A 22,405-nucleotide genomic window follows, 5' to 3' on the forward strand; every position below is an offset into this window, starting at 1 on the left:
TAATGCTTACTCCTAATTGTACAAACTGGACATGCTTTTTGCAAGGGGCGAAATGTGGTATAATCTCTAATCATGTATCGGAAGCAAAAACGCAGTTTAGAGCTCGCCCGCAGGACACTGATTTACACAGTTATGGTGCTGGCGGTGTGTACGCTGGCGTTTATTTTGATTTTTCATACGCTTGGCTATCAGCTGGATCTCAAGACGCAGACGGTTGAGCAGCGGGCGCTGGTGCAGTATGATTCGCGGCCGCAAGGTGCACGGGTGTCCGTCGATGGCATGGAGCTCGGCAAGACACATATCAAGGGCATGCTTCCCGAGGGGCAGCATCAATTTTCCATGCGGCTGGATGGCTATGACGAGTGGCGCAAAGTCGTCGAGGTTAAAGCCGGGACACTGACCTGGCTATCGTACGCGCGGCTGGTGCCGAGTGAGCGGGTGGTGAGTTCGGTCAAGGAATTTTCGTCGCTCGCCTCAGTGCGATTTTCGCCAAATTGGCGGTTCATGTTGGGCGTGATGCAAGCGACCGATGCACCAAAGATCGTCTGGGGTGATTTGCGTGATTCAGATAAGCCAAAGTTTAACGAGGTAACGCTGGATACGTCGGTGGTGGCGGGTTACGGCGGCCAGGCGACGGCGCACACGTTTAAGATTGTTGAGTGGGATTCGGGCAATCGCTACGCCATTCTCAAACACACCTACGTGGTCGAAGGCCAAGGCGAGAAGGTCCAGTGGCTGAAAGTTGACCGCGAGAATAAGACAGTGGTTGATATCGCGAAAGTGATCGGGCTGGAGCTAAAAGACGTGCGCTTCCTCGGTGAGAGTGGCAATGAACTGTATGTACTACAATCAAGCGGTGAACTGCGGCGAGCGGACCTGAACGCAGCGACGATTTCTGCGCCGCTGATCAGTCATGTACAGTCATTCTCGGTGTATGGCACGGATTATATCACCTACGTCGGGACGAATGGTACGAGCAAGCTGCAGCTGGCGGGCATTTGGCGCAAGGATTGGACTGAGCCAGTGGTTGTCCGGCGCCAGACTGAGGCGGAGGCTGCAACGCCACTGATGATTAAGTTCTCGCGCTATGACAATAAAGACGTGCTGGTGGTCGGCGTTGGCTCGGCGGTGACGCTGCACATGGGCGCGGCGCTGGACGGGTCGAGCTCATCGGCGTCAAAGCTACTGAGCCGCGTCAAGTCGATCACCGTCGGCGAGCAACTAGCTGAACTTGACCTGAGCGGTACCGGGCGGTTTGTCTTGATGCGAACGGGGGCTGGCTTTATGAGTTATGATATTGAGCGGCAATCGGTGTCGCACGATACGGCACTGCCGACGGGGACGACGCTTGATTGGCTGGATGATTATCACGTGTGGAGCGTCGAGGGTGGCAAGCTGGTGATGCGCGAGTTCGACGGCGCTAATCAATCGACGATGCTGGAGGCCAGCGAAGGGTTCGATGCGTCACTGTCGCACGACGGCGACTGGCTGTATGCTTTCCGCCGAGCCGATAACGGCACGGTAACGATGTCACGGCTGCGCATGACGATCAAGCGCTAAGTGCTAATTTGAATCTTATTGTGCTTTATTCCTTGGCGCCAAATAATCGCTCCAGTAGTGTTGGCGATGGCTTGCCGGGGATGGCGGCCGACTGAGTGCTGACTGGCTCGGTTGATTTGGTAGCGCCAGATGGGTCGGGGCTGATTTGCTCGGCAAAGACCAAGAGGCGTTTTTCAGCGGTGCCGAGCGGTACGCAGCTGATCAGGGTGAGTATCGGCTTGTCGGTCTGGATCTGGATGCGGCTGACCTCATTTGGCAGGACGACTTCTTTCTTGGTGACGGCGTAGGTGTAGCGCTTGCCCTGGTAGTGCATGTAGATGATGTCGTCTTTGACGAGCTTTTCGTTTTGGGCAAAGACAAACTTATAGTCGCCGGGCGCAAAGGCATCGTTAGAAGAGTGTGCCGAGAAGACGGCATTACCAACTTGGCCAGGCACGGCGTTAGCGCCAGCGATCGCGAAGTGAGCAGCGCCCTTCTCCATTGCTTTCATTTGAGCGTTATGGTCGGCCGCGTTGACGCCATAAATGACCGGTACATCAACATTGAGTTTAGGAATGATCAGCCGTGGGTCGGGGCCGACAGCGGCGTTGCTGGCTGGATTGACGATGATGTTTTGTGGATCAACATTGCCTGGGGTGGTGTAGGCAGCGGCGATGCCAAACAGAACGCGGTTGTACTGCAAAAAGACGAACGCCAGTAGCACCAACACGCCGGCGAGTGCCGGGATGAAGTGGCGTGACTTGGTGACTTTTTTGGCCTTGTCGCGGACGGTCTGCTGGATCTGGGCACGGAGGCGCTTGATGGGGCTTTGGGCGGAGGACAACATATCGGTCATGGCCGGCGCGGCGGCGGTGTTAGCGTCGCGAGCAGACTGGACCAGCCGGTTAAATTCCTGTTGCTTTTGGTCGAGGTGCGAGGCATAATAGCGCTCGTAGTACATCTGGTAGTATTTTTGCCACGAGCTGTGATACTGCTTCCACTGATCGGCGGTGATTTGCGGCTGATGAGTGGAAGTTTTGGCCGGGGCGGCTGACTGCGGCGGCGCGACGGTGGGCTTGTCCGTTGACTTGTTCGCTGGTTGGGGCTGAGGTGACTCGGGGATGTGAGCGGGATGAGCGGGAGATGACGCTGCAATCGGCTGGGTCGGTTGAGCTGCCGGTGGCGCGGTGTTCAGGGCGTGTGGGATTGGCGTGCGCGGTGGCGGCGTGACAGTGGTGCGCTCGGTCGGTTCTGGATGTGGCTGCTCTATAGGGCGCGGTTGAACCACCGGTGTGGTGTGTGGCGTTGATTCGGTGCCGCGACCGCCGTAAATAGCATTGATTTGATCACGAATAACATTGGCGGCGGCAGCTTGCGAGCCGGAATAATCACGTGGTGGTGGCGTCAGTGGACGAGGTTGACTCGAGATTGGCGCCCCCACTCGCCTGCCAAACTGATCGTCATGTGGATTCATCACCTCTTATTATACGGGAAAACGCCGGAAAGATAAAGTATCCGGGCTCTTGCTGATGTGGTAGCGGCCGTGGTATAATTACCCTCGGATGACTTGGGGCGTTCTCTCGTGCCGCGGTGGCGGAATTGGTAGACGCGCTAGACTCAAAATCTGGTGAGCAATCGCTCGTGCCGGTTCAAGTCCGGCCCGCGGTACCAGAAAGCGCCTTGGGTTCTCAAACTTTTATCCCCCGCTGCTCTTGGCGGGAGTTTTTAGTTGGTAATTGACGTGGCGACTGCCGCCAATGGTGCCTCCGGCGACCACAAGAGGTAGCTGGCGGCGCGCGCGGCGGTTTGTCCGCGCCACAGCTGCATCGGCTCGGCCCAGGATTGGGTGATGACTTCCCCGCCCCGTGCGATGACCAGTTGATCGGCATGAAAAACTACTAATGTAACCGGATAGGTGATGGTGAATTTGTGCAGCGCCTCTACTAACTGCGCCAGCTGCATGCTGAATGTCAGGATTTTTGGATAGTAGACGCTGCGAAACAGTTTTTGTACCTGGGCAAATGAGGCGACAAAGACGACGTGGGGGTTATCAAGGATGGCGGGAAAGCTGTTTTGCACCAGGTCGATGGCGTCGCGGCTCAGCACGACCGGCCGGTGGTACTGGCGCACAAATTGCTCGTACAGCGCAGCCGTTTCGCTATTTTTGCCGGCGTCACCGATTAGCAGCATGACATTAGCCCACTCGCCGAGTGCGGCCAATTCGCCTGCCGCCGCGCCACTGAGGCCGCCGGACGGATTGGTCGGTGCAAACAGGACGTCGGTCATCGCCGCTGGCACGGTGCGGCGCAGTGTGTCGGGTAGCAAGACTCGTACTTCGCCTGCCCCGGCGTCACGTGCTGCCTGGTAGCTGGTTGCCACCGCCGCAAAGCCGAGCTTGTTACCGCCAACGATCCCCAGCCGCCCGGCCTGGTCGCGGCGCTCTGGCCGATTCCATTCAACGTCGGGAAACAGCGGCTTAGATTTTTCCTGCCTGCGCCAAAAGGTATCCACCTTCGCCTTTCTCGAGTTCAAACACTACGCTTTTACGCTCCAGGACAATTGGCCAGCCGTTGGTTTTGGCAATTTCAAGCAGCTTTTCCGTCGGATTAAACACGACGGGATGTTCAACCATCGCCAGAATATGCCGGTCGCCCTCGCTGTCGCCAAAGGCATAACTGCCAGTCAGGGTCAATCCGTATTTATCAATAATTCCCTGGAGGATCTTGTCTTTATTGGTGTACGTTTTGGCGGTAATTGTGCCGGTAAATGTGTTGCCGTGTCGTTCATAAGCTTGGGCCGCCCAGGCATCAAAGCCGTATTTTTTAGCAAATGGCTCGACTAATTCTTGCTGTGAGCCAGAGATAGCGATCAGAAAATAGCCCGCCTGCTTTAGCTCGCGCAGGCGATGCCGCGTGTAGGTGTAAACGTGGTCAAGCTCTTCCGTGACGATGCTACTCGCCACCTCGTCAAACACCGCGGTCGGGATGTCAGCCAGCGAACGAGAGATGGCATTGACCAAACTCAGTTCGTACTCGTCGTAGGCGTCTTTTGACTCTCGCCGCTTCCAGCTGAGTAATTTCTGCTGGATGATCGACGCGTGGACTTCGGGGATGGCGCCAGCATCAATCAGCCCGAGCACTAGCTGCCGGTACAGCCCGCCACGAATGAGCGTACCGTCGATATCAAAAACTGCGAATTTCTGCTGCTTCATCGCTTGATTATCTCGTATTTTTAGTTTCTTGGCAACTTAGCTGGCGCGCCGCATTGATAGGTTTTGATGTATGCTCTCTGGTAGCCGAGGCTGATGAGGCTGCCATGGATCATCAGCGTGAGGCCGTGCAGTCTGAAGTGTCGCTAGGCTGTCGGTTATAGTGAGGTCATAGCAAGCTTTGCGTCCAAGGATGGCCGCGATGATCCAAAGCCTGTCATTTGGCCACATTGTCTCTAGGGGCAAGTGGTTGACGAATATTCCGTTTGCGAGCTTATGGCCGACAGTAAACCATGCTGGTCGCATCTCCTCCGTCTCCTCGGGCGTCCCCTGCCAGCTGAGGCAGCGCGACAAGTAAATGACCATCGGCTTGCCACTTCCCATAACGGTCAAGATGCCGGTTGGTTCAATAGCACTGGGGTCTGCCTTGAGACCGGATTCTTCTTTGAGCTCACGGACGGTGGCGTCGAGTGGAGTCTCTCCTGGCTGAAGTTTACCGCCAAACCCATTGAGATAGTTGACGCCATGCCCACGCTTTTTCATGCCGAGTAGCACTTCGTTACTCCTAACAGGAAAGGTAATGGTCGCTTCTTGGCATCGTGTGCCAGGCGACGCCTCGGTAGCTAGTTTAGTGATCGGGGGGGTGAGCTCTACCATGAGCTTACTATATCATGAGGTAGATGACTTGGCAACTGATGTATTGTCGCGTAATTTGACCATGTTTTGGTACACTTCGTCAAAGGTTAGGCCTGATTCGTGGATGAGGCTGGCCAGGTCTTTTCCGACGTAGCGGAAGTGCCAGGTCTCGTTAGCGATACCGGTGATTTTTTCCTTGCCCTTCGGATAGCGCAGAATAAAACCGTATTCGTGGGCGTGGGCGGCCAGCCAGCCGGCGGTTTTTGGATCAAGTGCGCAGTCGTTAAAGCGGGCCTTGCATTTCTCGGAAAAGCTGGTTAAGTCAACCGCTAGGCCGAGCTGATGCTCACTGTGGCCAGGCTTGGCGACATATTCGTCAGTGTGGGCGGCGCCGTTTTTGGCGGTGGTTTCAGTGCGGACTTTGGCTTGGGCGGTGCCGGAGCGGTAGGCGCTAGAGACGAGGACCGGTAGCTTGGCTTTGGTTGCAGCCTGACGCAGTTGCTCCAGTGGCTCTTTAACCATCGGCTGCACGCGCTTATCCTCTATCCAGCTCGGCGTACCATCAGTAATATCAGTCAGCGGCGGCTCAAAGGCTGGGTCGATGCCCTGCTTGCCTGACACATAAGACCAGATTTTCCCGGTTTGTAAATACTTCCACGACGGAAAGGTCAAGTCGCGATTGGTCCGGTCAAGACGGATGGTGACTGGCTGAAAATTATACAGCGGCGAATTAGCGACTGACGCCGACGTTTGGTTGACGAGCTGCGTGCCGCCATTGATCATCAGTAGTGTCAGTGTCGTCCAGGCCGCCAAAACCATGGCCACGACTGCGCGTCCCACCCCGTGCTTCATTTATTGTGTTCCTCGCTGTTTGAGTTTGGTCATTGCCTCTTCAATATACGACCAAGCCTCCTCCATCGTCAAGCCCGACTGATGCAGAGCGCCCGCTAGTTCCCGCCCAACATAGCGAAAATGCCACGGCTCGTACTGATAGCCAGTAATTTTTTCCTTGCCCTTCGGATAGCGCAGAATAAAACCGTATTCGTGAGCGTGGGCGGCTAGCCATTTGCCAGCGGCGGTTCGTTCGAAACAATCATCTACCCAACAGGTTTGGTCGGCGCCGGCAAAGTCGACGGCTAGGCCTGATTGGTGTTCGCTGTGGCCGGGGCGTGAGCTAAAGCGGCTGGCTGCGGCCTCGCCGTGCCGGCGGACGTAGCTGGCGAAGAGCGAGGCTTGGGTGGCGTAGCTGCGGTAGCCTGAGCCAACGCGGAGAGTAACGCCAGCGGCGCGGGCAGCGGCGACTAATTTCTCGAGATCAGGCATGAGGACGGCACGGAGTGAGCGCTCATCCTGGCCGCGGCCGGGTAGTGTCGGCACGCTGACGAGGTGGAGGTCACTGGGTTGGTAACGAGGATTGGCGAAGGCCCGGGATTTGTTAGCAATTTTCCAGAGATCAGCATCATCGGCGTTGTTGACAATGCGGGCGGGGATCGGCGTAGCGTTTGGCAGAGCAAGGCCCGGCGCAGCTGGCGCTGGAGGTTTCTGGCTGTCGGGAGTTTTTTCTTTGGGTGCTGGCGCGGGCCGCTCTTTGCTAATTGGCTGCTGGGCGGTGGTGTGCGGTGGGTTGAAATGACGGAGGGTGAAATAAGTCACTACGGCGCTACTGGCGATGATCAGCACGGCACCCAGGCCGATGAGCAGATTACGTTTCCCTGAGCGTTTGGCGATTTTCATACCTCAACCTCAATGCTTACCGGGCAGTGGTCGCTGCCCATTTGTTCGGCGTGAATCTGTGGGTTAGCGACACGCTCAGCGATTTCGCGCGATGCCAGCCAATAGTCGATCCGCCAACCGACATTACGCGCCCGGGCGTTGGCCCAGTGTGTCCACCAGGTGTACGCCCCGGTCTTGTCAGGAAACGCCGCCCGGAAGGTGTCGACAAACCCAGCGTCCAGATAATTCTGAAAACCTTCCCGCTCCTCATCGGTGAAGCCGTGCTTGCCGACATTAGGCTTTGGATTTGCCAGGTCAATTTCTTGATGCGCCACGTTCATATCGCCGCAGTATAGCACCGGCTTGACGAGCTCCAATTCCTCCAGATAGGCCAGCACTGCCGGATCCCACTGTTCATGGCGTAATTTCAGCCGGCTCAAATCCCCTTTCGAATTTGGTGTATAACAGGTCACCACCCAAAAATCGTCGAACTCGGCAGTGATGATACGCCCCTCGCCCGCCGGGTTGCCATACTGATCGCCGGTCAGATTGAACCGCTCGATGATGGCCGGCGGCAGCCCGTCGCGCCAATGCAGCGGCCGGATTTTCGAGAAAATTGCCGTACCGGAATAGCCTTTTTTGGCGGCTGAATAGAAATGCTCGTGGTACTCTGGCAAATCAATTTCTACCTGGTTGCGGGCGGCCTTGGTTTCTTGCAGGCATAGAATGTCTGGATCGTACGTTTGCAGGAAGCGGGCAAACTCGCCCTTGTTAATGACGGCGCGGATACCATTGACGTTCCAGGAAAATAATCGCATACGCCTATTATACCGTACGCGCTATCAAGTCGCGGTAAATTGTTAGATATTGGTTGGTCATATGTTCCGGGCTAAGCTCAGATGCTAGGCGGGATGAAGCGCGGGCCATCTGACGGCGCCGTGTATCGTCGGCCATCTGACGCATCGCCGCCGCCAGCTGCTCAACTGACGGGTCGCGGGCTAGGATACTGTTATCCTTCGTGGTGCCGATGGTCAATCGCGGGTCGCAGTAGATAATCGGCAGTCCCGCAGTCACCGCTTCACCGATGGTCATGGCCTGGGTATCAAAGCCGTGCGACGCCAGGACAAAGACGTCGGCGTTGACGAACGCCTCGGCCATCTGCTTGACGCACGAGACATGTCCGTGAAAGATAATGCCCTGGTGCTTTTCGGCGAGCAGTCGGAGCTTGAGCTGCTTACCGTCACCGATGATGTGCAGCTCGGCGTTTGGTAGGTTGGCTTGAACAAAGGCGCGGATGATGGCATCGACGCGTTTTTCAGGCGCCAGGCGGCAGACGCTCAAAAAGCGGATGGTGCGGTCGGTGCGGCGGCGTTCTGTATGGGCGATGGCGTGGCTGAGATTAGGATTGACACCGGTCGGTACGATGTGCGAGCGCTCGTCCAGCCACGATGCGCAGTCGCTAATCCGTTGGGTCATAAAGTCAGCCGGTGCGGTAAAGGCATCGACGCGCGAGGCGACGGTCGCCATGGTGTGCCAGTCAAATCGTGCCAAGATCCCCGGTGCGTCGGGGCTTTTTGGTGCAAAGAATACTGGCTGGTCGAGTCGCTTATCGGCGATCATCGAAATCATTGGATTGATCAAAAATAGATACGCCATCGACCCCCAAAACGCACCGAATGGCTGCGACGTGTGAGTGCCGGCGAGATTGGCGTGAAAGGTGTGAATGTGAGGGATGCCCTGCTCTTTGGCGATGCGCGCTGCCAACATCAGGCCGCCCCGCTCCGTTTGGCTGTGGATGATATCAAAGCGGTGCTGGCGGCAGATACGCCAGGCGCTACGCCGGCCGCACTTGAGAACGCACATGTGCGAGGGCGTGCCCGGGACGTAAAATGAAGGCACAACGACGGTTTTACAGCCAACTGGTCGCTCCAAAAAATGCCGCGGCGCGAGCAGGGTCACCTCATGCCCCAAGCTAACCAATTCGCTAATTTGCGTCTGGATCGACCGTCCGATACCGCCGGATGCCGGATAAAAATCGTCAGTCACCAATGCGATCCGCAGTCGCTGCTGTCTCCTCATAACTTACCCTATTATACCATCTTGTGATATAATGGCGGAATTGTATGCGTGTAGGTTTATTTACCGATACCTATCGGCCGTCGATTAACGGCATCGTTTTTGTGGTCGAATCGCTCAAGCGCGAGCTCGAGGCGCTGGGCCACGACGTCTACGTGTTCTGCCCCGCTAAGTCGATAAATCCGGCCAAGCAGGCTGAGCTGCTTAACGAAGATCCGGATTCGCACATCGTTCGCTTTCCGTCGATCAAGGGTGCGTTTTTTGATGATTACGATACGTCGGTGTTCTTCCCGCCGGTGGTGCAGCGCCGCATCAAAGAGCTGGAGCTCGACATCGTGCATATCTTTACGCCGTCGCAAATTGGGCTGGTTGGCGTCAGTGCGGCGCACAAGCAGCAGACCCCCCTCGTTATCCAGCACTGCACCGATATGTACGAATTTGCCGAGCATTATCCGGCGGTACTGCCGGGGATTTTGACGCTGGCTGGCGTGGTGTTGCCGCTGTCGATTAAACTCAGAGGTCGTGATTTATTTGAGCTGGTCAAGCTATACCGGCCGCGTGGTATCACCAAATGGAATCAGGCCATCATCGAGCGCACCATCAGCATTCTCTACAGTAAAGCTGATGCCGTCATCGCCCTCAGTCGCAAAAGCGTCGCCCAGCTCAGTGGTTGGCAGGACGATGATCATCTGTATGATTTGACATTGCTACCAAATGGTGTCAATGCCCTGCCGCGACCGTCGGCGGCTCAGCTCAAGGCCTTTCGGGCGCAGTGGGGCCTCAGGGCGTCTGATGAAGTGTTTGGCTTCATTGGGCGGCTGGGTGAAGAGAAAAACTTACCGATTTTGATCAAAGCCTTTGACAAGTACGTCGCCAAGGCTCGCCCCAAATCCAAATTGCTGTTCGTTGGCGACTTTGAATACCGCAAAAAGCTTGAGGAGATGGCAGCCGAGAGTAAGTACGCTGATCGGATCATCTTTACTGGTGCCTTGCCGCGCGAGGAATTAGGCGTAGCGTATCAGGCGCTGGATGTGTTTTGCTTCCCGTCACTTAAGGATACGCAAGGCTGGGTACTACACGAAGCGGCGCATGCTCGTAAACCAATTATCATCATTGACACGCAAGTATCCGAAGTGGTGCGCGACGGCGTGAACGGTATATTCGTGAAAAATCGGCCCAAGAGCATGGCAGATGCCATCATTACGCTGCTCCGTTCACCGGCCCGCCGAACAAAGTTTGGCGCTGAGAGCAAAAAATTAGCGGCCACGTTCACCGAGCGCCGCCAGGTCCGCAAATTAGAGAAATTATACCGTCGGGTTATCGCCCAGAAAGCTGCCGCCGCGTCTCGCGATCTTGATCGCGACGCTTGATGGTTTCGCGCTTGTCATAGATTTTTTTACCTCTGGCCAGAGCGATGACTACTTTAATGAATTTGTCGTTGGTTAATAATTTGGTCGGTACAATAGTCATGCCCTGCTTTTTTGCTTCGGTAAAGCGCGCTAACTGGCGCTTGCTGACTAATAATTTCCGCGCCGAAGTGTCAATGCTGCGGGCGTTGGCCTGGCCGCGAATGTTCAGCCGTAGCGAAAAACTCGCGTTATTTAGCCACAACTCACCATTTCGCATGCTAACAAACGCCCCCTTTAGCTGCACGTGCCCTTCCCTGGCCGCGCGCACCTCCATGCCCGTCAGTACCAGCCCGGCCACAATCTCCTCGCCCAACTCATAGTCAAATCGCGCTCGGCGATTCACGACGGCTTGAGTGGACGGCTTTTTGGTCTTGGTGGGCTTGGTCACGTGATTATTGTAGCATGTAGGCTGGAGCCTTAGCTAGAAGATGATTGGTCTGTCTAGACTGCGTCCCGTTACATCTAATCTAGAGGCGAGAAAAGTCTTTCATTGGGATCTTCTGGCGCTGCAATTTCCTCTTTTGCTAGAATCATCATACTATTCTGTAACTTATTCATGACGTCTGCGATTTCTCCCAGGGCTGCTTGCTTTTGTGACACATCTAATTCATCATCATGATATATGCTATCAACACGATCCAGAGACTCGTAATATAATTGGCGAAGTAACCCTGACTTGTCTGATGTAAAAATAAGCGGAAGGGGGCCTGGAAGTCCTGCTTCATTTAACAACACTTGACGCGCTAAGCGATTCTTTCCTTCTGTATTGTCTAGTAGTCCAGCTAGCTCACTTTCGAGGATGTTTTGGATAGCTTCAATGACAATCTCTGCGTAAACGAGGCATAGCATTGCCTGCTCAGGGTCTGGAGGGCTTAGAATTTGCTGCCTAATCACATCAAGTTTGTCTGGGGCGTTGACTATGTAAATTTCGTTTGGATTAACTATATCAAGTTCGTGTTCAGACGGTGCGCCAACGTTAGTGCCGCTGGCTGGGTATCTTTTATCTGTTGGCTCTTGTGATGCTCGTGGTGCCGTCTCTATATTCATACTTTTATACCAATAAATTCGATTTGATTATTAGCGCTAGCCTGCTAGTTTAGTTAATTCGTCCTCAACGTCGTTTACTTTTGCTAACAGCTTAGTCCTTTCTGCGAGTAACCTCGTTAGCTTACTACGGCGTTTTTCCATTTCTGCTTCTACCGCAGAAAATTCTTTAAATTGTTTTATAACGCTGTCATTATATTCGAGTTTCTTGGAGTAGTCATCCAGTGTTGTTAGTAGATACTCAAGGTTGCTGTCCAGTTTCTCTTTGGGGAGTCGTTCTCTAACTACAGCAATATAGGCAAATACAGATGTGGCCGTATCTTGGATATCATTGTACAACTCTTCGCTGTATTTACCGGTAGCTACATTGAACTCTATAAGAGCGTTTTGTGCCGCCTCACGGTCGCCAGTTGCTGCCACTTTGGCAACGTAGCCAATAACATTGAGACTATCGGCAAAACTCAAGACGTAATTAGGGTCGTCTCTCTTGTCGACCTCTTTACACTTATCTCGTATGGCGTTAATTGTTGGGTGTGTTTGCCCCATGTCGTCAGTGAGACGAGGGATCTCCTGCATGCGTGCTGGGCGGTTTTTACTCATGGTTTCCATAGTTTTTAACTATAACATAAAATAATTTAAAAAGCAATAACAACGTATGTATCGAGGCATGCCGTATGCTGCACTTTGTAGCTGAAAGCATCGGGTATTATGTAATTGGCGTACACGTGTCTACCGAATATTTAGTGATCATCAACCGTCAAAGGTGGTTCATCCGTCAGAGCGCTGACTCGCACGGCGGCTACCATTCCTAGTTGTTTGATATCATTTGACCACTGATCTTTCCAAGCACGATTCTTTCTATTCGTCCTGTCTTTGGCCTTATGTATATCAACAATCAGCTGCAGCATCGTGTTGTTGAGCGTACCTTCAATTAGCTCGCCATCATCATCACGATCACAAACGAAGCCCTCGATCGCCTCGTTCATATTCTTGGTAATTTCATCCGTTGGGATGCGGTGTCTGGCGTACAGGATGAGAGCTGTCATGCGCTTTAGATTGTTTATCGTAACTTCTCGGGATTCATGCATTTCTGGATTATCTAGTACGGCATTGGCCTCAGTAAAGATACCATTGAGGCGCGACTCATATCCTTTCATGATGGTTTCTATCGCTTCCGGCGTTTTTGCCGTGTTTGTTGGCGGTTTGTCGTGTATACCCATAATGGTAGCATATCATATATCTGCGTTTGTGCCAGGTGCGGTCTTATCGTCAAAAAACAGCCAGCCGGCTCTGGTCATAAGGGTGATATGCTACAATATCCCAAGCATGATAGCCGACATTCACATCACCGAGAAGAGTTTTGGCGACAAGACGTTGATGCGCGACGTCAAGTTTAGCGTGGACGACGGCGAGAAAATTGGCGTGGTCGGTCGCAATGGCGTCGGCAAATCGACGCTGTTTGGCATCTTGGCGGGTACGGACACCGACTACACCGGCGAGGTAATTTTTCGGCGCGGCATCACGGTGGCCAGTACGGCACAGGAGCATCACGGTTTGGGCGATCAGACGGTGCTGAGCTACATCTTGGCGGGGCTGCCAGAATATGCGAGCTTAAAGAAAATTATCGATGAATATCCTGAAACCATGGGCGATAATATGCGTAAGATTGAGGAGTATACGCAGGCGCTGGAGCGATTTGACCAGAAAGGCTTTTACCAGATTGAGGAGAAGATCGAGCGGGAGCTCAATAATTTTCAGCTGAGCGGGTGCAGTGAGCGGCCGCTTGGTTCCCTGTCGGGTGGTCAGAAGCGGCTGGTGGAGATTGTGAAGATTATGCATTCGGGGGCGCATTTGGCGCTGATTGACGAGCCGACCAACCACATGGATTATGTGGCCAAGCAGCAATTCATTGATTGGATGAGTTCGCAGCCGCGCCAGGCCATGCTGATCATCACGCACGACCGCGATGTGCTGGGCCGGGTGGATCGAATTATTGATCTCAAAGACGGCCGAGCGGTCAGCTACCGCGGTAATTATGACGCTTACCTCAAGCAGAATGCTCAGGCGACGGCGGCGGGCATGAATAATTTTGAGCAGATTGAGAAGCGGATGACTAACCTTCGGCAAAAGGTGTTGGATTATCAGCGGCTAAAGGAAAAGTCGCGCAACCCCGGCACCATCCAGAAGTTCAAGCGGCTGGAGAATGAGGCGCGGGCCGAGCTAGCGGAATTATCAGAGATGGACAAGCCTACGTTTTGGATTGACAAGCAGTCGGCTGGGCAGCTCGATTATAAGTCAGCTGAGCGCTACGGTAAGTTCAAGGCGCGCAATATTCGGCTATCGATGAAGGATGCGGTCAGTCGCAGTCAGCATGTGCTGGTGCGAGTTGAGGATGCGGCAGTTGGGGTTGGCGAGCGGCTATTGTTTGAGGGCGTGAATATTGATCTGCGTGAGGGTGAAGCGGTGGAGCTGCGCGGCCGTAATGGCGCTGGTAAGACGACGCTGATTCGGATGCTGTTGGCAAGCGGTGATGTGGCTCGCCCGTCTCGCAAACATCTTTTTCCTCAGGCCGGCGCGCCGCTAACTGATTCAGTTGGCGCTCTTGGCGCACACTCGCCGGAAAGGCAAAGCCTTCGGAAAAAGAGTTTGACGAGCCAGCTTGAATACACTCAGAAGAAATCTGAGACACCGCTCGCGCCAGATGCACCAGCAACAGCGACACCTCCTGCGCTGGAGGCTGTGAAACGTTCGCGAGGAGCGGACGTTTCAGCCGAACGCTCGCGTAGTATCTCCAGTAGAGATACAAGCGAAAAGAGTACTCCAGCGCAGGAGCGTGGCGCAGTCGTCACCCCTATCCTCTACTCCGGTAATCTCTTCCTTGATCTGCAGGTGCGGGTGGGCGTGTATGAGCAAGAGATTGATGAGCGGTATTTGGCGGATCCGTTGGAGGCAGCGATTGAGAAGTTGTATCTTAGCCATGACCTGCCGATTTCTGATACGAAAATTCGCCAATTACTAGCCGATTATCTGTTCACTGAAGCGGATCGGATGATGCCACTGGCGCGCCTGTCGGGTGGCCAGAAAGCTCGCTTTCAGATCATTGCTATGCTGGCGAATGACCCGCAGCTGCTGATTTTAGATGAGCCGACCAACCACCTTGACCTGCCGAGCATTGAGGAGTTAGAGACGGCACTGGCGAAATATTCTGGCGCTATCCTGTACGTCAGCCACGACAATTATTTCCGTCAAGCAATTGGCGGTGAGGTGGTGCAAATCGGCGCAGCATAAAGGGTGTACTAATGAAAAACCTGCTGCCAGTAAGTTCCTAGGCAGCAGGTTTTTTGGCGTCAATCAGTGATATTTACTCGCTTATCAAACCATTCTTCTTCAGCGCATCCTGAAGCTTCGGCCGGTCGAATCCCAGGATGACCTCGCCGCAAACATCAGTCACTGGTACGCCCTGGAAATTGCCGCCGTTCTTGCTGAGCAATTCTTCTTTGGCACTTGGATCAGCCTCGATGTCCTTGGCGACAAAATCAATGCCGAGTTTTTTCAACCACTCCATCTCGGTGTGGCAGAATGCGCACCAGCTGGTGCTATAGACAGTGACTTTAGCGTCTTGGTGATTGGCCGTGTTATCTTCGCTCATAACTTCCCTCCTTATGGCTTTTCTCTATTGTAGCATAAGCATCGGTGCCTCGGCAATGCCACCCTAGTCTCGGGACGCCCGACTCGTTAAGTGCCAGCCGTCACACCCTCGACAATAGTACACGTCTAACTCCAGCTTTGGTGACATCAGCTCCTGCGTATCAGCCGCTCGCCTGGCGATTTGCTCGGTGGCGAAGCGGCGCTTACGCCGGCACGTGTCGCGATCAGTAGTTGTTAACATCGGCTTGACTAATACCCGGGCTGATTTTGGTTGATTTTTAGGATAATTTCGGCGTGGCATCTTGTCAAGAGTATAGCATGTTGCTATAGTGACAGAGTAATGGCTGAGAGACCAGATATTGAGAATGGCGTAACGACAGCGACGGAAGTGGCGGCGGCTCGGGTTATTCTCGGGACGATCGGCGACACAACGTGGCGGATGTTTGTGCCGAGTATCGGCTGTACGCTGCTGGGTGTGTGGCTGGATAGTGTGTCTGGTTTGAAGCCGTGGCTGATGTTTACTGGCGTGGTAGTTGGTTTTTTGGGCGCGTATCTACTGGTAAATAAGCAGCTGGGGCGTGTGAAACGAAAAAAGGAGCGTAAAAACATATGATGCAACGATTTGCCAGTGCCGGTCCGCACATTTCAGTCAAAGCTGATGAAGTAGCGAATGTTATGGGCGTGTCAATTACTAATTCGCACATGCTCGGCGCGCTGGGGCTGATCGTTTTGGTGTGGTTGATGTTTCGGACGCGGGCGGCAGTGCTGGGCAAGAAAAAGCATAATTTTGCGACGCGGCTGGTACATTGGACATTTGATGGGCTGTACAATACGGTTTGCCAAGTCATCCCGGACCAGACATGGGCGCGTCGAGTGGCGCCGCTGTGCATCACCATATTCTTTTTCGTGGTGGCGCAGTATTGGTTGGGGCTGCTACCGATCGTCGGGCCGATTACTGTGGGTAGTCATGGTACGCCGCTGTTTCGTGGCGGTGTGGCTGATCTGAATATGACGTTTGGCCTCGCTATTGTGACAATTGTCGCTGCCCAAATTTATGCCTTCAAATACCTTGGTTTTAAGGGTAATATGGGCCGTTACTTTGTTAATCCATTGCGCGATCCGATCATGGCGTTTGTCGGTATTTTGGAGTTGGTGGCGGAGTTTTCGCGCCTGCTTGGTCTGAGTTTCCGTTTGTTTGGCAACGTGTTGGCCGGTGAGGTGCTGCTGATTATGATTGCCTTTTTGACGCAGTTTATTTCCCCGGCGGCGCTCCAGCCATTTTATCTGTTCGAGCTGTTCATCGGTGGTATTCAGGCGTACATTTTCTTTATGCTGTCAACGGTATTTATTTCGCTGGGGCTGGCTCACCACGACACACACGAGCCGACTGATCATGCTCATTCACCTGCTGATACGACGAAACTCGCGGCGGCGAATGATTAGAAAAGTAAAGTATTAAATAAAGGAGAAATTATATGAAAGAATTAGCATTTGCACTCACCTACGCCATCCCGGCTGCGCTGGCAGCGATCGGCGCTGGTATCGTCGGCGCGGCAGCGATGAACGCGGCTGGCCGCAACCCAGAGAAAATTAACGATTTACGCACCATGATGATCCTCGGTATTTCGTTCATCGACGCCCTGGCGATTATCGGTTTCGTGGCGGCTATCGTCGGCAAAGTTATGTAATTTGAGAGGTAAATTGTGGAGAGAATTTTGACACAATTTGCGAGTGCCGAAGCGCACGCGGCCGAGAAGGCTGATCTGTTCAGTTCGCTGGGCATTGACTGGAAGCTACTGATGTTACAAACGGCGGCGTTCTTGATCTTGCTGGTGATTCTCCGCAAGTGGGTGTATCCGCCACTGGCAGCGATGCTCGACAAGCGCGAAAAAGACATGCGCACAGCCGAAAAGGCGGCGCAGTCGGCGCGTGATAACGCTGATAAAGCCGAAAAAATGACCAACGAGTTGATGCGAAAAGCTCGGGCGGAGGCCAGTGATATCGTGGCGGCAGCGCGCGAGGAAGCAGCCTTGGTCGTCGAGCAGGCCGCCGCTAAGGCGACTGCCAAGTCCGAGACCATCGTCAGCGCGGCACAGGCGGAAATTGCTAAGGAAGTTGAGCAGGCTAAGAAAGCGCTACACAATGAAACGCTGGAATTGGTGGCCGAGGCGACTGGCAAGGTTTTGCACGAGAAAGTTGATGCTAAGACAGACGCCAAGCTAATCGCGACTGCGGTCAAGGAGGTTGCCTAGTCATGGCGCGGACGCTTCGGCGAAAGTTGGCACGACACGCGGCCGAGCGGCTGCTGGCGGGCGACGCGGCGGTGATTGATGAACTGGCGGCACTGATCGTCCACGAGCGGCGCGAGCGAGAGGTTGATCTGTTGGTGCAGGATATTGAGGCGGAATTGGCTGAGCGTGGGACGGTTGTGGCGACGGTGGAGAGTGCGACATCGCTGGACGAGGCGACAAAGGGTGCAATTAGAAAGCTACTATCGTCTGACTCGGGTATGGAGTCGCTGTCATCTGTGGAGGGTCGCTCTGCAGCCCGAGCGTCCAGAAAGGACGCCCGGAGCGAAGCCCGCGTACCCGAAACAGATGGTAGCGACCGTGCCACTCAGCATGTCGAACTTCCTGATACGGAAGTCCCGAGCGACCGCATCGTTCAGGTGCGCCTGCGCGAAATCATCCGTTCCGAGTTGATCGGCGGGGTGAAGATTACCACGCCGACCCAAGTGATGGACGCGACAATTGCCAAGAAACTAAACGACTTGCGGGCGAAGAAAATCTAGGAGGAAAAATGAGCAAGATTGATGTGACAGAACTAGCCAAAAGCCTGCGGGAAAAAATCGCGCAGCTGGAGGCAACGGAAGGGTTAGAGGACGCTGGTGTGGTTATCCGCGTTGGTGACGGCGTGGCATGGGTGCACGGCCTCAGCAAAGCTGGCTACAGCGAAGTCCTAGAAATTGAGACTGATGGCGGCACGGTGGAAGCCTTTGCGCTGAACTTGATGGAAGATGAAATTGGTGCGGTGATCCTCGGTGGTGAAGAAAAAGTCAAGGCTGGCGCCAGCGTTCGCCGCAAGGGTGCGGTGCTGGATGTACCAGTTGGCGAGGAGCTGCTCGGCCGTGTGGTTGACCCGCTCGGTCGGCCGCTCGATGGCGGACCAGCTATCAAGACGAAACAGCGTGGGCTGATTGAGCGCCCAGCCATCGGCGTGATGGGTCGTAAGTCGGTGCACGAGCCGCTGATGACCGGTATCATGTCAATTGACGCCATGTTCCCGATCGGTCGCGGGCAGCGCGAGCTGATCATCGGTGACCGCCAGACTGGTAAGACCGCGATTGCTATCGACACCATGATCAACCAGGCACGGCAAAAGACCGGCGTGGTGAACGTCTACGTAGCGATTGGACAGAAATTATCAAAGATTGCTCGGTTGGTTGACCGCCTCAAAGAAGAAGGCGTGATGGAACAAACCATCGTGGTGGCGACCAGCCCGTCGGACGCAGCTTCCCTGTTGTACTTGGCACCATATGCTGGTACCGCCATGGGTGAATATTTCCGCGACAACGGCGGCCATGCGCTGATGATTTATGATGATTTGACCAAGCACGCCGTGGCCTACCGCCAGATGTCGCTACTGCTGCGCCGCCCACCGGGACGTGAGGCCTACCCGGGTGACGTCTTCTATCTACACTCTCGCCTGCTGGAGCGTTCAGCCAAGTTGTCAGACGAATTGGGTGCTGGTTCACTGACTGCCCTGCCGATCATCGAGACGCAGGCTGGCGACATCTCGGCCTACATTCCAACCAACGTGATTTCCATTACCGACGGTCAGATTTTCCTAGAAACCGATCTGTTCTACCAGGGTATTCGCCCAGCTATCTCCGCTGGTCTGTCGGTCTCACGCGTTGGTGGTGCCGCCCAGACCAAGGCGGTTAAGTCGGTTGGCGGTAACCTGAAGTTGGGCTTGAGCCAGTTCCGTGAATTGGCGTCGTTTGCGCAATTTGGCTCCGATTTGGATGATGCGACTAAGGCGCAAATTGACCGCGGTCAACGCCTGACTGAACTGCTCAAGCAGCCGCAGTATCAGCCGATGAGTGTCTGGGAGCAATTTGTCAGTATTCATGCGGTGACTAGCGGCGCCTTTGATGATGTGCCGGTTGCTAAGATCAAGGAAGCGCAGGCCGCTCTGTTGACGCAGCTTTGGAAAAATAGTAAAGACGCCATGCGCGAGCTAAACAAGGGTGCCAAGCCAACTGACGAGCAACTGAAAGTCATTGACGAGGCAACCCAAGTGGCGGCGAAAGGCTTTGAGGAGTAATCCATGCCGAGTACTCGTGCGCTGAAAAATCGCATTCGCTCGGTGGACTCGACCAAGCAGATCACCAAGGCGATGCAGTTGGTGGCCGCCAGTAAGATGCGCCGCGCCCAAGAGGCGGACAAGGCCTCGGCTCCCTACACCATGGCGGCGGAGGAGCTGCTGAGCTACCTGGCCAGTCAAGGTGCGACTGACAATCACCCACTGTTTAAGCGCCGCAAGATTAACAAGCGTTTGATCATTGTCATCGCCAGTGACAAGGGTTTGGCCGGTGCATACAACACTAACGTCTTGAAGAAATATCTGGAGCTGCTGAAGCGCGACGATGAACGCGGCATTGAGAATTTGACCTTGACCATTGGCCGCCGAGCTTCGCAATTCGCCTCGCGCCTGAAGGATACAAAGATTATCGGTACGTACGAAGATTTGCCAGATCAGCCGTCGGGACTCACCTTTCACACGATTCTGAATACCGCCATTAGTATGTTTGAGAATGGCGAGGTTGACGCGGTGACGTTGGTGTACACGCGGTTTGTCAATAGCATGGTGCAGACGGCGGAGTTGTCGCGCTTGCTGCCGGCGGGCACTAAAGCCTTAATTGATCCGAGCGAGGTCTCGAACACAGTTTCTGACGCCAAGTATGAGCCAAACATTCCAGAGGTACTGGACGCCGTCGCCTACCGTTTGACGGGTGCGCGGCTGTTTCAGGCGCTATTGGATGCCCGCGCCAGTGAGCACTCTATGCGGATGATGGCTATGAAGAATGCGACGGATAATGCCAGTGATTTGGTGGATGATCTGACCTTGGCGATGAACAAAGCCCGCCAAGGCGCGATTACCCAAGAGCTGGCAGAAATTTCCGGCGGCGTGGAGGCGATGGAACAATGAGTGTGTATTTTGCTTGCTACGATGAAGATCAGCTCTCAGGAAAAGTATCCTTGCGTACTGAAGCTATCCAGCGAACTAAACGGGGTATTTTGGATAAAAATTTAATAATTGATAGGATTATTACTTCACCGCTTCTTGTTGTAAGGGCTGCCGCTAAGGAAATAGCTCAAACGGCTGGATCCGATGATGTACAAATTAGTGTTGATGAGCGATGGCTGGATTTTGATATCGACGCACTAATGTACTGGTTGAGAAATGGGTGGCACGGTAAATCCTCGAGACCAGAGCGTGAGCTCAGGCCGCTAGATAAGATATTAACAACTATCGCATCTGCTTATGAGGACGCAGTTCGTTTGCCTGGAGTTACTCTCATCATTAGCAATAGCGAGGTGTATAAATTTTTGCAAGCATATATACAGAGATTATCTATTGATGAAGTGGCATCGCTAAAAGGTATTAAGAATGGCGAGATAATCGAGATAGTAAAAGGAGGAATTGATGAGTAAAATATTAGGAAAAATTATTCAAATCGTTGGCGTGGTGGTCGATGTGGAGTTTCCACGTGACGTTAAATTGCCGGCGATTTATGATGCGCTCCATGTCAAGAACGGCAAAGAGACGCTGGTGCTGGAAGTAGCACAGCACCTCGACGAGCACACCGTGCGAACGATTGCTCTGTCGTCGACTGACGGCTTGGCTCGCGGTGCGGACGTGGTGGCGACTGGTGCGCCGATTTCTGTGCCAGTGGGCGCCGAGACTCAGGGACGCATGTTTAACGTGGTTGGTGAAGCGATTGACGAGAAGCCACAGCCAAAGGGCAAAACCGCGCCGATTCACCGCCCTGCTCCAGATCTGAGTGAGCAGTCGAACAAGACGGAGATTTTGGAAACTGGAATTAAGGTTGTCGACCTCATTGCACCGCTGGCCAAAGGTGGTAAGGCTGGTCTGTTTGCTGGTGCTGGTGTTGGTAAAACCGTCCTGATCACCGAGCTGATCAACAACATTGCCAAGTTCCACTCTGGTAACTCGGTCTTTGCCGGCGTTGGTGAGCGTACTCGCGAAGGAAATGACTTGTACTACGAAATGGAAGAAGCGGGCGTGCTGGACAAGACCTCGCTGGTGTTTGGCCAGATGAATGAGCCGCCTGGAGCACGTTTGCGCGTGGCGCTGTCTGGCTTGGCGATGGCTGAAGCCTTCCGTGACGAAGGTAAAGACGTGCTGCTGTTTATCGACAATATTTACCGCTACACGCAGGCTGGTGCTGAGGTGTCGGCGCTGCTTGGTCGTTTGCCAAGCGCTGTGGGCTATCAGCCAAACTTGCAGCAAGAAATGGGTGCCCTGCAGGAGCGCATTACTTCGACGAAAAAGGGTTCAATTACCTCTGTTCAAGCGGTTTATGTGCCAGCTGACGACTTGACCGACCCAGCGCCGGCAACCACCTTCGCCCACCTGGACGCGACCATCGTGATGAACCGTGCTTTGACGGAAATTGGTATCTACCCGGCTGTCGATGTGCTGGATTCTAGCTCTAATTCGTTGGATCCAGAAATCGTTGGTGAGGAACACTACCGCGTGGCGCGCGAAGTTCAGCGAGTGCTGCAGCAGTACAAAGAATTGCAGGACATCATTGCCATCCTCGGTATGGAAGAATTGTCGGATGACCAGAAGCAAATCGTTGCTCGGGCTCGCCGCATTCAGCGCTTCCTGGCGCAGCCATTCCACGTGGCTGAGAAATTTACTGGCAATCCAGGCGTGTACGTCAAGTTAGAGGACACCATTCGCGACGCTGCCGACATCTTGGCTGGTAAATACGACGACAAGCCAGAAAGCTGGTTCTACATGGTGCAAGGCACTTTGGCTGACCAGGTAGCTCGCGACGCTGAAGCAGCAAAGCAACCAGAGGCAAAGAAGGACTAGCCTG

26 protein-coding genes and 1 tRNA gene are annotated in these 22,405 nt (G+C 54.1%); 13 read left to right on the plus strand and 14 right to left on the minus strand.

What is annotated here, in order from left to right:
• Positions 1-72 precede the first annotated feature (72 nt).
• Positions 73-1,560 carry a PEGA domain-containing protein gene (locus FBF27_01845; GenBank protein ID QJU09158.1) on the plus strand — a complete coding sequence of 496 codons (1,488 nt, stop codon included), beginning with the start codon at positions 73-75 and terminating at the stop codon, positions 1,558-1,560.
• A 25-nt stretch (positions 1,561-1,585) separates the two neighbouring features.
• Here FBF27_01845 and FBF27_01850 read toward each other — a convergent pair whose 3' ends face one another.
• Positions 1,586-3,013, minus strand: a complete 1,428-nt coding sequence (locus tag FBF27_01850) for a sortase (protein ID QJU09159.1) — start codon at positions 3,011-3,013, stop codon at positions 1,586-1,588.
• A gap of 110 nt (positions 3,014-3,123) precedes the next feature.
• Between FBF27_01850 and FBF27_01855 the strand changes: the two genes are divergently transcribed.
• A tRNA-Leu gene (locus tag FBF27_01855) sits at positions 3,124-3,210 on the plus strand.
• A gap of 54 nt (positions 3,211-3,264) precedes the next feature.
• Here the strand turns inward: FBF27_01855 and FBF27_01860 are convergent.
• Genes FBF27_01860 through FBF27_01890 form a run of 7 tightly spaced genes read right to left on the minus strand, consistent with a single transcriptional unit; the run spans position 3,265 to position 9,175 of the window.
• Positions 3,265-4,050: a hypothetical protein gene (locus FBF27_01860; GenBank protein ID QJU09160.1), complete on the minus strand. Its 786-nt coding sequence runs from the start codon at positions 4,048-4,050 to the stop codon at positions 3,265-3,267.
• On the minus strand, positions 4,016-4,750 hold the full coding sequence (locus FBF27_01865; GenBank protein ID QJU09161.1) for an HAD-IB family hydrolase: 735 nt from the start codon (positions 4,748-4,750) through the stop codon (positions 4,016-4,018). The genes FBF27_01860 and FBF27_01865 overlap by 35 nt, the downstream gene beginning before the upstream one ends.
• A gap of 36 nt (positions 4,751-4,786) precedes the next feature.
• Complete coding sequence (locus FBF27_01870) at positions 4,787-5,404, minus strand: NUDIX domain-containing protein (protein QJU09162.1); 618 nt, start codon at positions 5,402-5,404, stop codon at positions 4,787-4,789.
• A 12-nt stretch (positions 5,405-5,416) separates the two neighbouring features.
• Positions 5,417-6,235, minus strand: a complete 819-nt coding sequence (locus tag FBF27_01875; GenBank protein QJU09163.1) for a D-alanyl-D-alanine carboxypeptidase family protein — start codon at positions 6,233-6,235, stop codon at positions 5,417-5,419.
• Complete coding sequence (locus FBF27_01880) at positions 6,236-7,117, minus strand: D-alanyl-D-alanine carboxypeptidase family protein (protein ID QJU09164.1); 882 nt, start codon at positions 7,115-7,117, stop codon at positions 6,236-6,238.
• Positions 7,114-7,914, minus strand: a complete 801-nt coding sequence (gene xth, locus FBF27_01885) for an exodeoxyribonuclease III (protein QJU09165.1) — start codon at positions 7,912-7,914, stop codon at positions 7,114-7,116. The genes FBF27_01880 and xth overlap by 4 nt, the downstream gene beginning before the upstream one ends.
• A 7-nt stretch (positions 7,915-7,921) precedes the next feature.
• Positions 7,922-9,175 carry a glycosyltransferase family 4 protein gene (locus FBF27_01890; protein ID QJU09166.1) on the minus strand — a complete coding sequence of 418 codons (1,254 nt, stop codon included), beginning with the start codon at positions 9,173-9,175 and terminating at the stop codon, positions 7,922-7,924.
• Between the two features lie 44 nt (positions 9,176-9,219).
• Here FBF27_01890 and FBF27_01895 point away from each other — a divergent pair, with 44 nt between their 5' ends.
• On the plus strand, positions 9,220-10,542 hold the full coding sequence (locus tag FBF27_01895) for a glycosyltransferase family 4 protein (protein QJU09167.1): 1,323 nt from the start codon (positions 9,220-9,222) through the stop codon (positions 10,540-10,542).
• On the opposite strand, the gene smpB is transcribed toward FBF27_01895, so the two are convergent.
• From smpB to FBF27_01915, 4 genes are all read right to left on the minus strand, one after another.
• Positions 10,490-10,969 (minus strand): SsrA-binding protein SmpB, encoded by a 480-nt coding sequence (gene smpB / locus FBF27_01900; protein QJU09168.1) that lies wholly within the window; start codon positions 10,967-10,969, stop codon positions 10,490-10,492. The genes FBF27_01895 and smpB overlap by 53 nt on opposite strands.
• A 74-nt stretch (positions 10,970-11,043) precedes the next feature.
• The gene (locus FBF27_01905; protein ID QJU09169.1) at positions 11,044-11,628 is read right to left on the minus strand and encodes a hypothetical protein; all 585 of its coding nucleotides are present in this window, start codon (positions 11,626-11,628) and stop codon (positions 11,044-11,046) included.
• A 36-nt stretch (positions 11,629-11,664) separates the two neighbouring features.
• Positions 11,665-12,234 carry a hypothetical protein gene (locus FBF27_01910; GenBank protein ID QJU09170.1) on the minus strand — a complete coding sequence of 190 codons (570 nt, stop codon included), beginning with the start codon at positions 12,232-12,234 and terminating at the stop codon, positions 11,665-11,667.
• 131 nt (positions 12,235-12,365) lie between these two features.
• The gene (locus tag FBF27_01915; GenBank protein QJU09171.1) at positions 12,366-12,671 is read right to left on the minus strand and encodes a hypothetical protein; all 306 of its coding nucleotides are present in this window, start codon (positions 12,669-12,671) and stop codon (positions 12,366-12,368) included.
• Between FBF27_01915 and FBF27_01920 the strand changes: the two genes are divergently transcribed.
• Positions 12,637-14,913, plus strand: a complete 2,277-nt coding sequence (locus FBF27_01920) for an ABC-F family ATP-binding cassette domain-containing protein (GenBank protein ID QJU09172.1) — start codon at positions 12,637-12,639, stop codon at positions 14,911-14,913. The two genes, FBF27_01915 and FBF27_01920, sit on opposite strands and share 35 nt — an antisense overlap.
• Positions 14,914-14,986: 73 nt before the next feature.
• On the opposite strand, the gene FBF27_01925 is transcribed toward FBF27_01920, so the two are convergent.
• Both FBF27_01925 and FBF27_01930 read right to left on the minus strand, forming a co-directional pair.
• On the minus strand, positions 14,987-15,274 hold the full coding sequence (locus tag FBF27_01925; GenBank protein QJU09173.1) for an NrdH-redoxin: 288 nt from the start codon (positions 15,272-15,274) through the stop codon (positions 14,987-14,989).
• 63 nt (positions 15,275-15,337) lie between these two features.
• Complete coding sequence (locus FBF27_01930) at positions 15,338-15,574, minus strand: hypothetical protein (GenBank protein ID QJU09174.1); 237 nt, start codon at positions 15,572-15,574, stop codon at positions 15,338-15,340.
• A 39-nt stretch (positions 15,575-15,613) separates the two neighbouring features.
• Here FBF27_01930 and FBF27_01935 point away from each other — a divergent pair, with 39 nt between their 5' ends.
• The 9 genes from FBF27_01935 to atpD all read left to right on the plus strand — a co-directional run bounded on the left by FBF27_01935 (position 15,614) and on the right by atpD (position 22,401).
• On the plus strand, positions 15,614-15,886 hold the full coding sequence (locus FBF27_01935) for an AtpZ/AtpI family protein (GenBank protein QJU09175.1): 273 nt from the start codon (positions 15,614-15,616) through the stop codon (positions 15,884-15,886).
• Positions 15,887-15,948: 62 nt separating this feature from the next.
• Positions 15,949-16,716 (plus strand): F0F1 ATP synthase subunit A, encoded by a 768-nt coding sequence (locus FBF27_01940; GenBank protein ID QJU09649.1) that lies wholly within the window; start codon positions 15,949-15,951, stop codon positions 16,714-16,716.
• Positions 16,717-16,748: 32 nt separating this feature from the next.
• Complete coding sequence (locus FBF27_01945) at positions 16,749-16,961, plus strand: ATP synthase F0 subunit C (GenBank protein QJU09176.1); 213 nt, start codon at positions 16,749-16,751, stop codon at positions 16,959-16,961.
• A gap of 15 nt (positions 16,962-16,976) precedes the next feature.
• A complete protein-coding gene (gene atpF / locus FBF27_01950; protein QJU09177.1) occupies positions 16,977-17,525 on the plus strand; it encodes a F0F1 ATP synthase subunit B in 549 nt (182 codons plus the stop codon).
• Between the two features lie 2 nt (positions 17,526-17,527).
• Positions 17,528-18,064 (plus strand): F0F1 ATP synthase subunit delta, encoded by a 537-nt coding sequence (locus tag FBF27_01955; GenBank protein ID QJU09178.1) that lies wholly within the window; start codon positions 17,528-17,530, stop codon positions 18,062-18,064.
• Between the two features lie 8 nt (positions 18,065-18,072).
• Positions 18,073-19,599 carry a F0F1 ATP synthase subunit alpha gene (locus FBF27_01960; GenBank protein ID QJU09179.1) on the plus strand — a complete coding sequence of 509 codons (1,527 nt, stop codon included), beginning with the start codon at positions 18,073-18,075 and terminating at the stop codon, positions 19,597-19,599.
• 3 nt (positions 19,600-19,602) lie between these two features.
• On the plus strand, positions 19,603-20,484 hold the full coding sequence (gene atpG / locus FBF27_01965) for an ATP synthase F1 subunit gamma (protein QJU09180.1): 882 nt from the start codon (positions 19,603-19,605) through the stop codon (positions 20,482-20,484).
• Positions 20,481-20,990 (plus strand): hypothetical protein, encoded by a 510-nt coding sequence (locus tag FBF27_01970; GenBank protein ID QJU09181.1) that lies wholly within the window; start codon positions 20,481-20,483, stop codon positions 20,988-20,990. The genes atpG and FBF27_01970 overlap by 4 nt, the downstream gene beginning before the upstream one ends.
• Positions 20,983-22,401, plus strand: coding sequence for a F0F1 ATP synthase subunit beta (atpD, locus tag FBF27_01975; GenBank protein QJU09182.1), 1,419 nt, complete (start codon positions 20,983-20,985; stop codon positions 22,399-22,401). Before FBF27_01970 ends, atpD begins: the two co-directional genes overlap by 8 nt.
• Positions 22,402-22,405: the final 4 nt, after the last annotated feature.

This window comes from Candidatus Saccharibacteria bacterium oral taxon 488 (assembly GCA_013100805.1).
Taxonomy (GTDB): domain Bacteria; phylum Patescibacteriota; class Saccharimonadia; order Saccharimonadales; family Saccharimonadaceae; genus Nanosynbacter.

Excerpts from the sequence above, each read along its gene's own strand:
- FBF27_01880 (QJU09164.1), bottom strand. The coding sequence starts at position 7,117 with ATGAAAATCGCCAAACGCTCAGGGAAACGTAATCTGCTCATCGGCCTG.
- atpG (QJU09180.1), top strand. The coding sequence starts at position 19,603 with ATGCCGAGTACTCGTGCGCTGAAAAATCGCATTCGCTCGGTGGACTCG.
- atpD (QJU09182.1), top strand. The coding sequence starts at position 20,983 with ATGAGTAAAATATTAGGAAAAATTATTCAAATCGTTGGCGTGGTGGTC.
- FBF27_01925 (QJU09173.1), bottom strand. The coding sequence starts at position 15,274 with ATGAGCGAAGATAACACGGCCAATCACCAAGACGCTAAAGTCACTGTC.
- FBF27_01915 (QJU09171.1), bottom strand. The coding sequence starts at position 12,671 with ATGACAGCTCTCATCCTGTACGCCAGACACCGCATCCCAACGGATGAA.
- FBF27_01890 (QJU09166.1), bottom strand. The coding sequence starts at position 9,175 with ATGAGGAGACAGCAGCGACTGCGGATCGCATTGGTGACTGACGATTTT.
- xth (QJU09165.1), bottom strand. The coding sequence starts at position 7,914 with ATGCGATTATTTTCCTGGAACGTCAATGGTATCCGCGCCGTCATTAAC.
- FBF27_01945 (QJU09176.1), top strand. The coding sequence starts at position 16,749 with ATGAAAGAATTAGCATTTGCACTCACCTACGCCATCCCGGCTGCGCTG.
- FBF27_01905 (QJU09169.1), bottom strand. The coding sequence starts at position 11,628 with ATGAATATAGAGACGGCACCACGAGCATCACAAGAGCCAACAGATAAA.
- FBF27_01895 (QJU09167.1), top strand. The coding sequence starts at position 9,220 with ATGCGTGTAGGTTTATTTACCGATACCTATCGGCCGTCGATTAACGGC.
- FBF27_01865 (QJU09161.1), bottom strand. The coding sequence starts at position 4,750 with ATGAAGCAGCAGAAATTCGCAGTTTTTGATATCGACGGTACGCTCATT.
- FBF27_01970 (QJU09181.1), top strand. The coding sequence starts at position 20,481 with ATGAGTGTGTATTTTGCTTGCTACGATGAAGATCAGCTCTCAGGAAAA.
- FBF27_01870 (QJU09162.1), bottom strand. The coding sequence starts at position 5,404 with ATGGTAGAGCTCACCCCCCCGATCACTAAACTAGCTACCGAGGCGTCG.
- FBF27_01960 (QJU09179.1), top strand. The coding sequence starts at position 18,073 with ATGAGCAAGATTGATGTGACAGAACTAGCCAAAAGCCTGCGGGAAAAA.
- FBF27_01910 (QJU09170.1), bottom strand. The coding sequence starts at position 12,234 with ATGGAAACCATGAGTAAAAACCGCCCAGCACGCATGCAGGAGATCCCT.
- FBF27_01875 (QJU09163.1), bottom strand. The coding sequence starts at position 6,235 with ATGAAGCACGGGGTGGGACGCGCAGTCGTGGCCATGGTTTTGGCGGCC.
- FBF27_01955 (QJU09178.1), top strand. The coding sequence starts at position 17,528 with ATGGCGCGGACGCTTCGGCGAAAGTTGGCACGACACGCGGCCGAGCGG.
- FBF27_01930 (QJU09174.1), bottom strand. The coding sequence starts at position 15,574 with ATGCCACGCCGAAATTATCCTAAAAATCAACCAAAATCAGCCCGGGTA.
- FBF27_01935 (QJU09175.1), top strand. The coding sequence starts at position 15,614 with ATGGCTGAGAGACCAGATATTGAGAATGGCGTAACGACAGCGACGGAA.
- FBF27_01920 (QJU09172.1), top strand. The coding sequence starts at position 12,637 with ATGCGGTGTCTGGCGTACAGGATGAGAGCTGTCATGCGCTTTAGATTG.
- FBF27_01940 (QJU09649.1), top strand. The coding sequence starts at position 15,949 with ATGGGCGTGTCAATTACTAATTCGCACATGCTCGGCGCGCTGGGGCTG.
- FBF27_01850 (QJU09159.1), bottom strand. The coding sequence starts at position 3,013 with ATGAATCCACATGACGATCAGTTTGGCAGGCGAGTGGGGGCGCCAATC.
- FBF27_01845 (QJU09158.1), top strand. The coding sequence starts at position 73 with ATGTATCGGAAGCAAAAACGCAGTTTAGAGCTCGCCCGCAGGACACTG.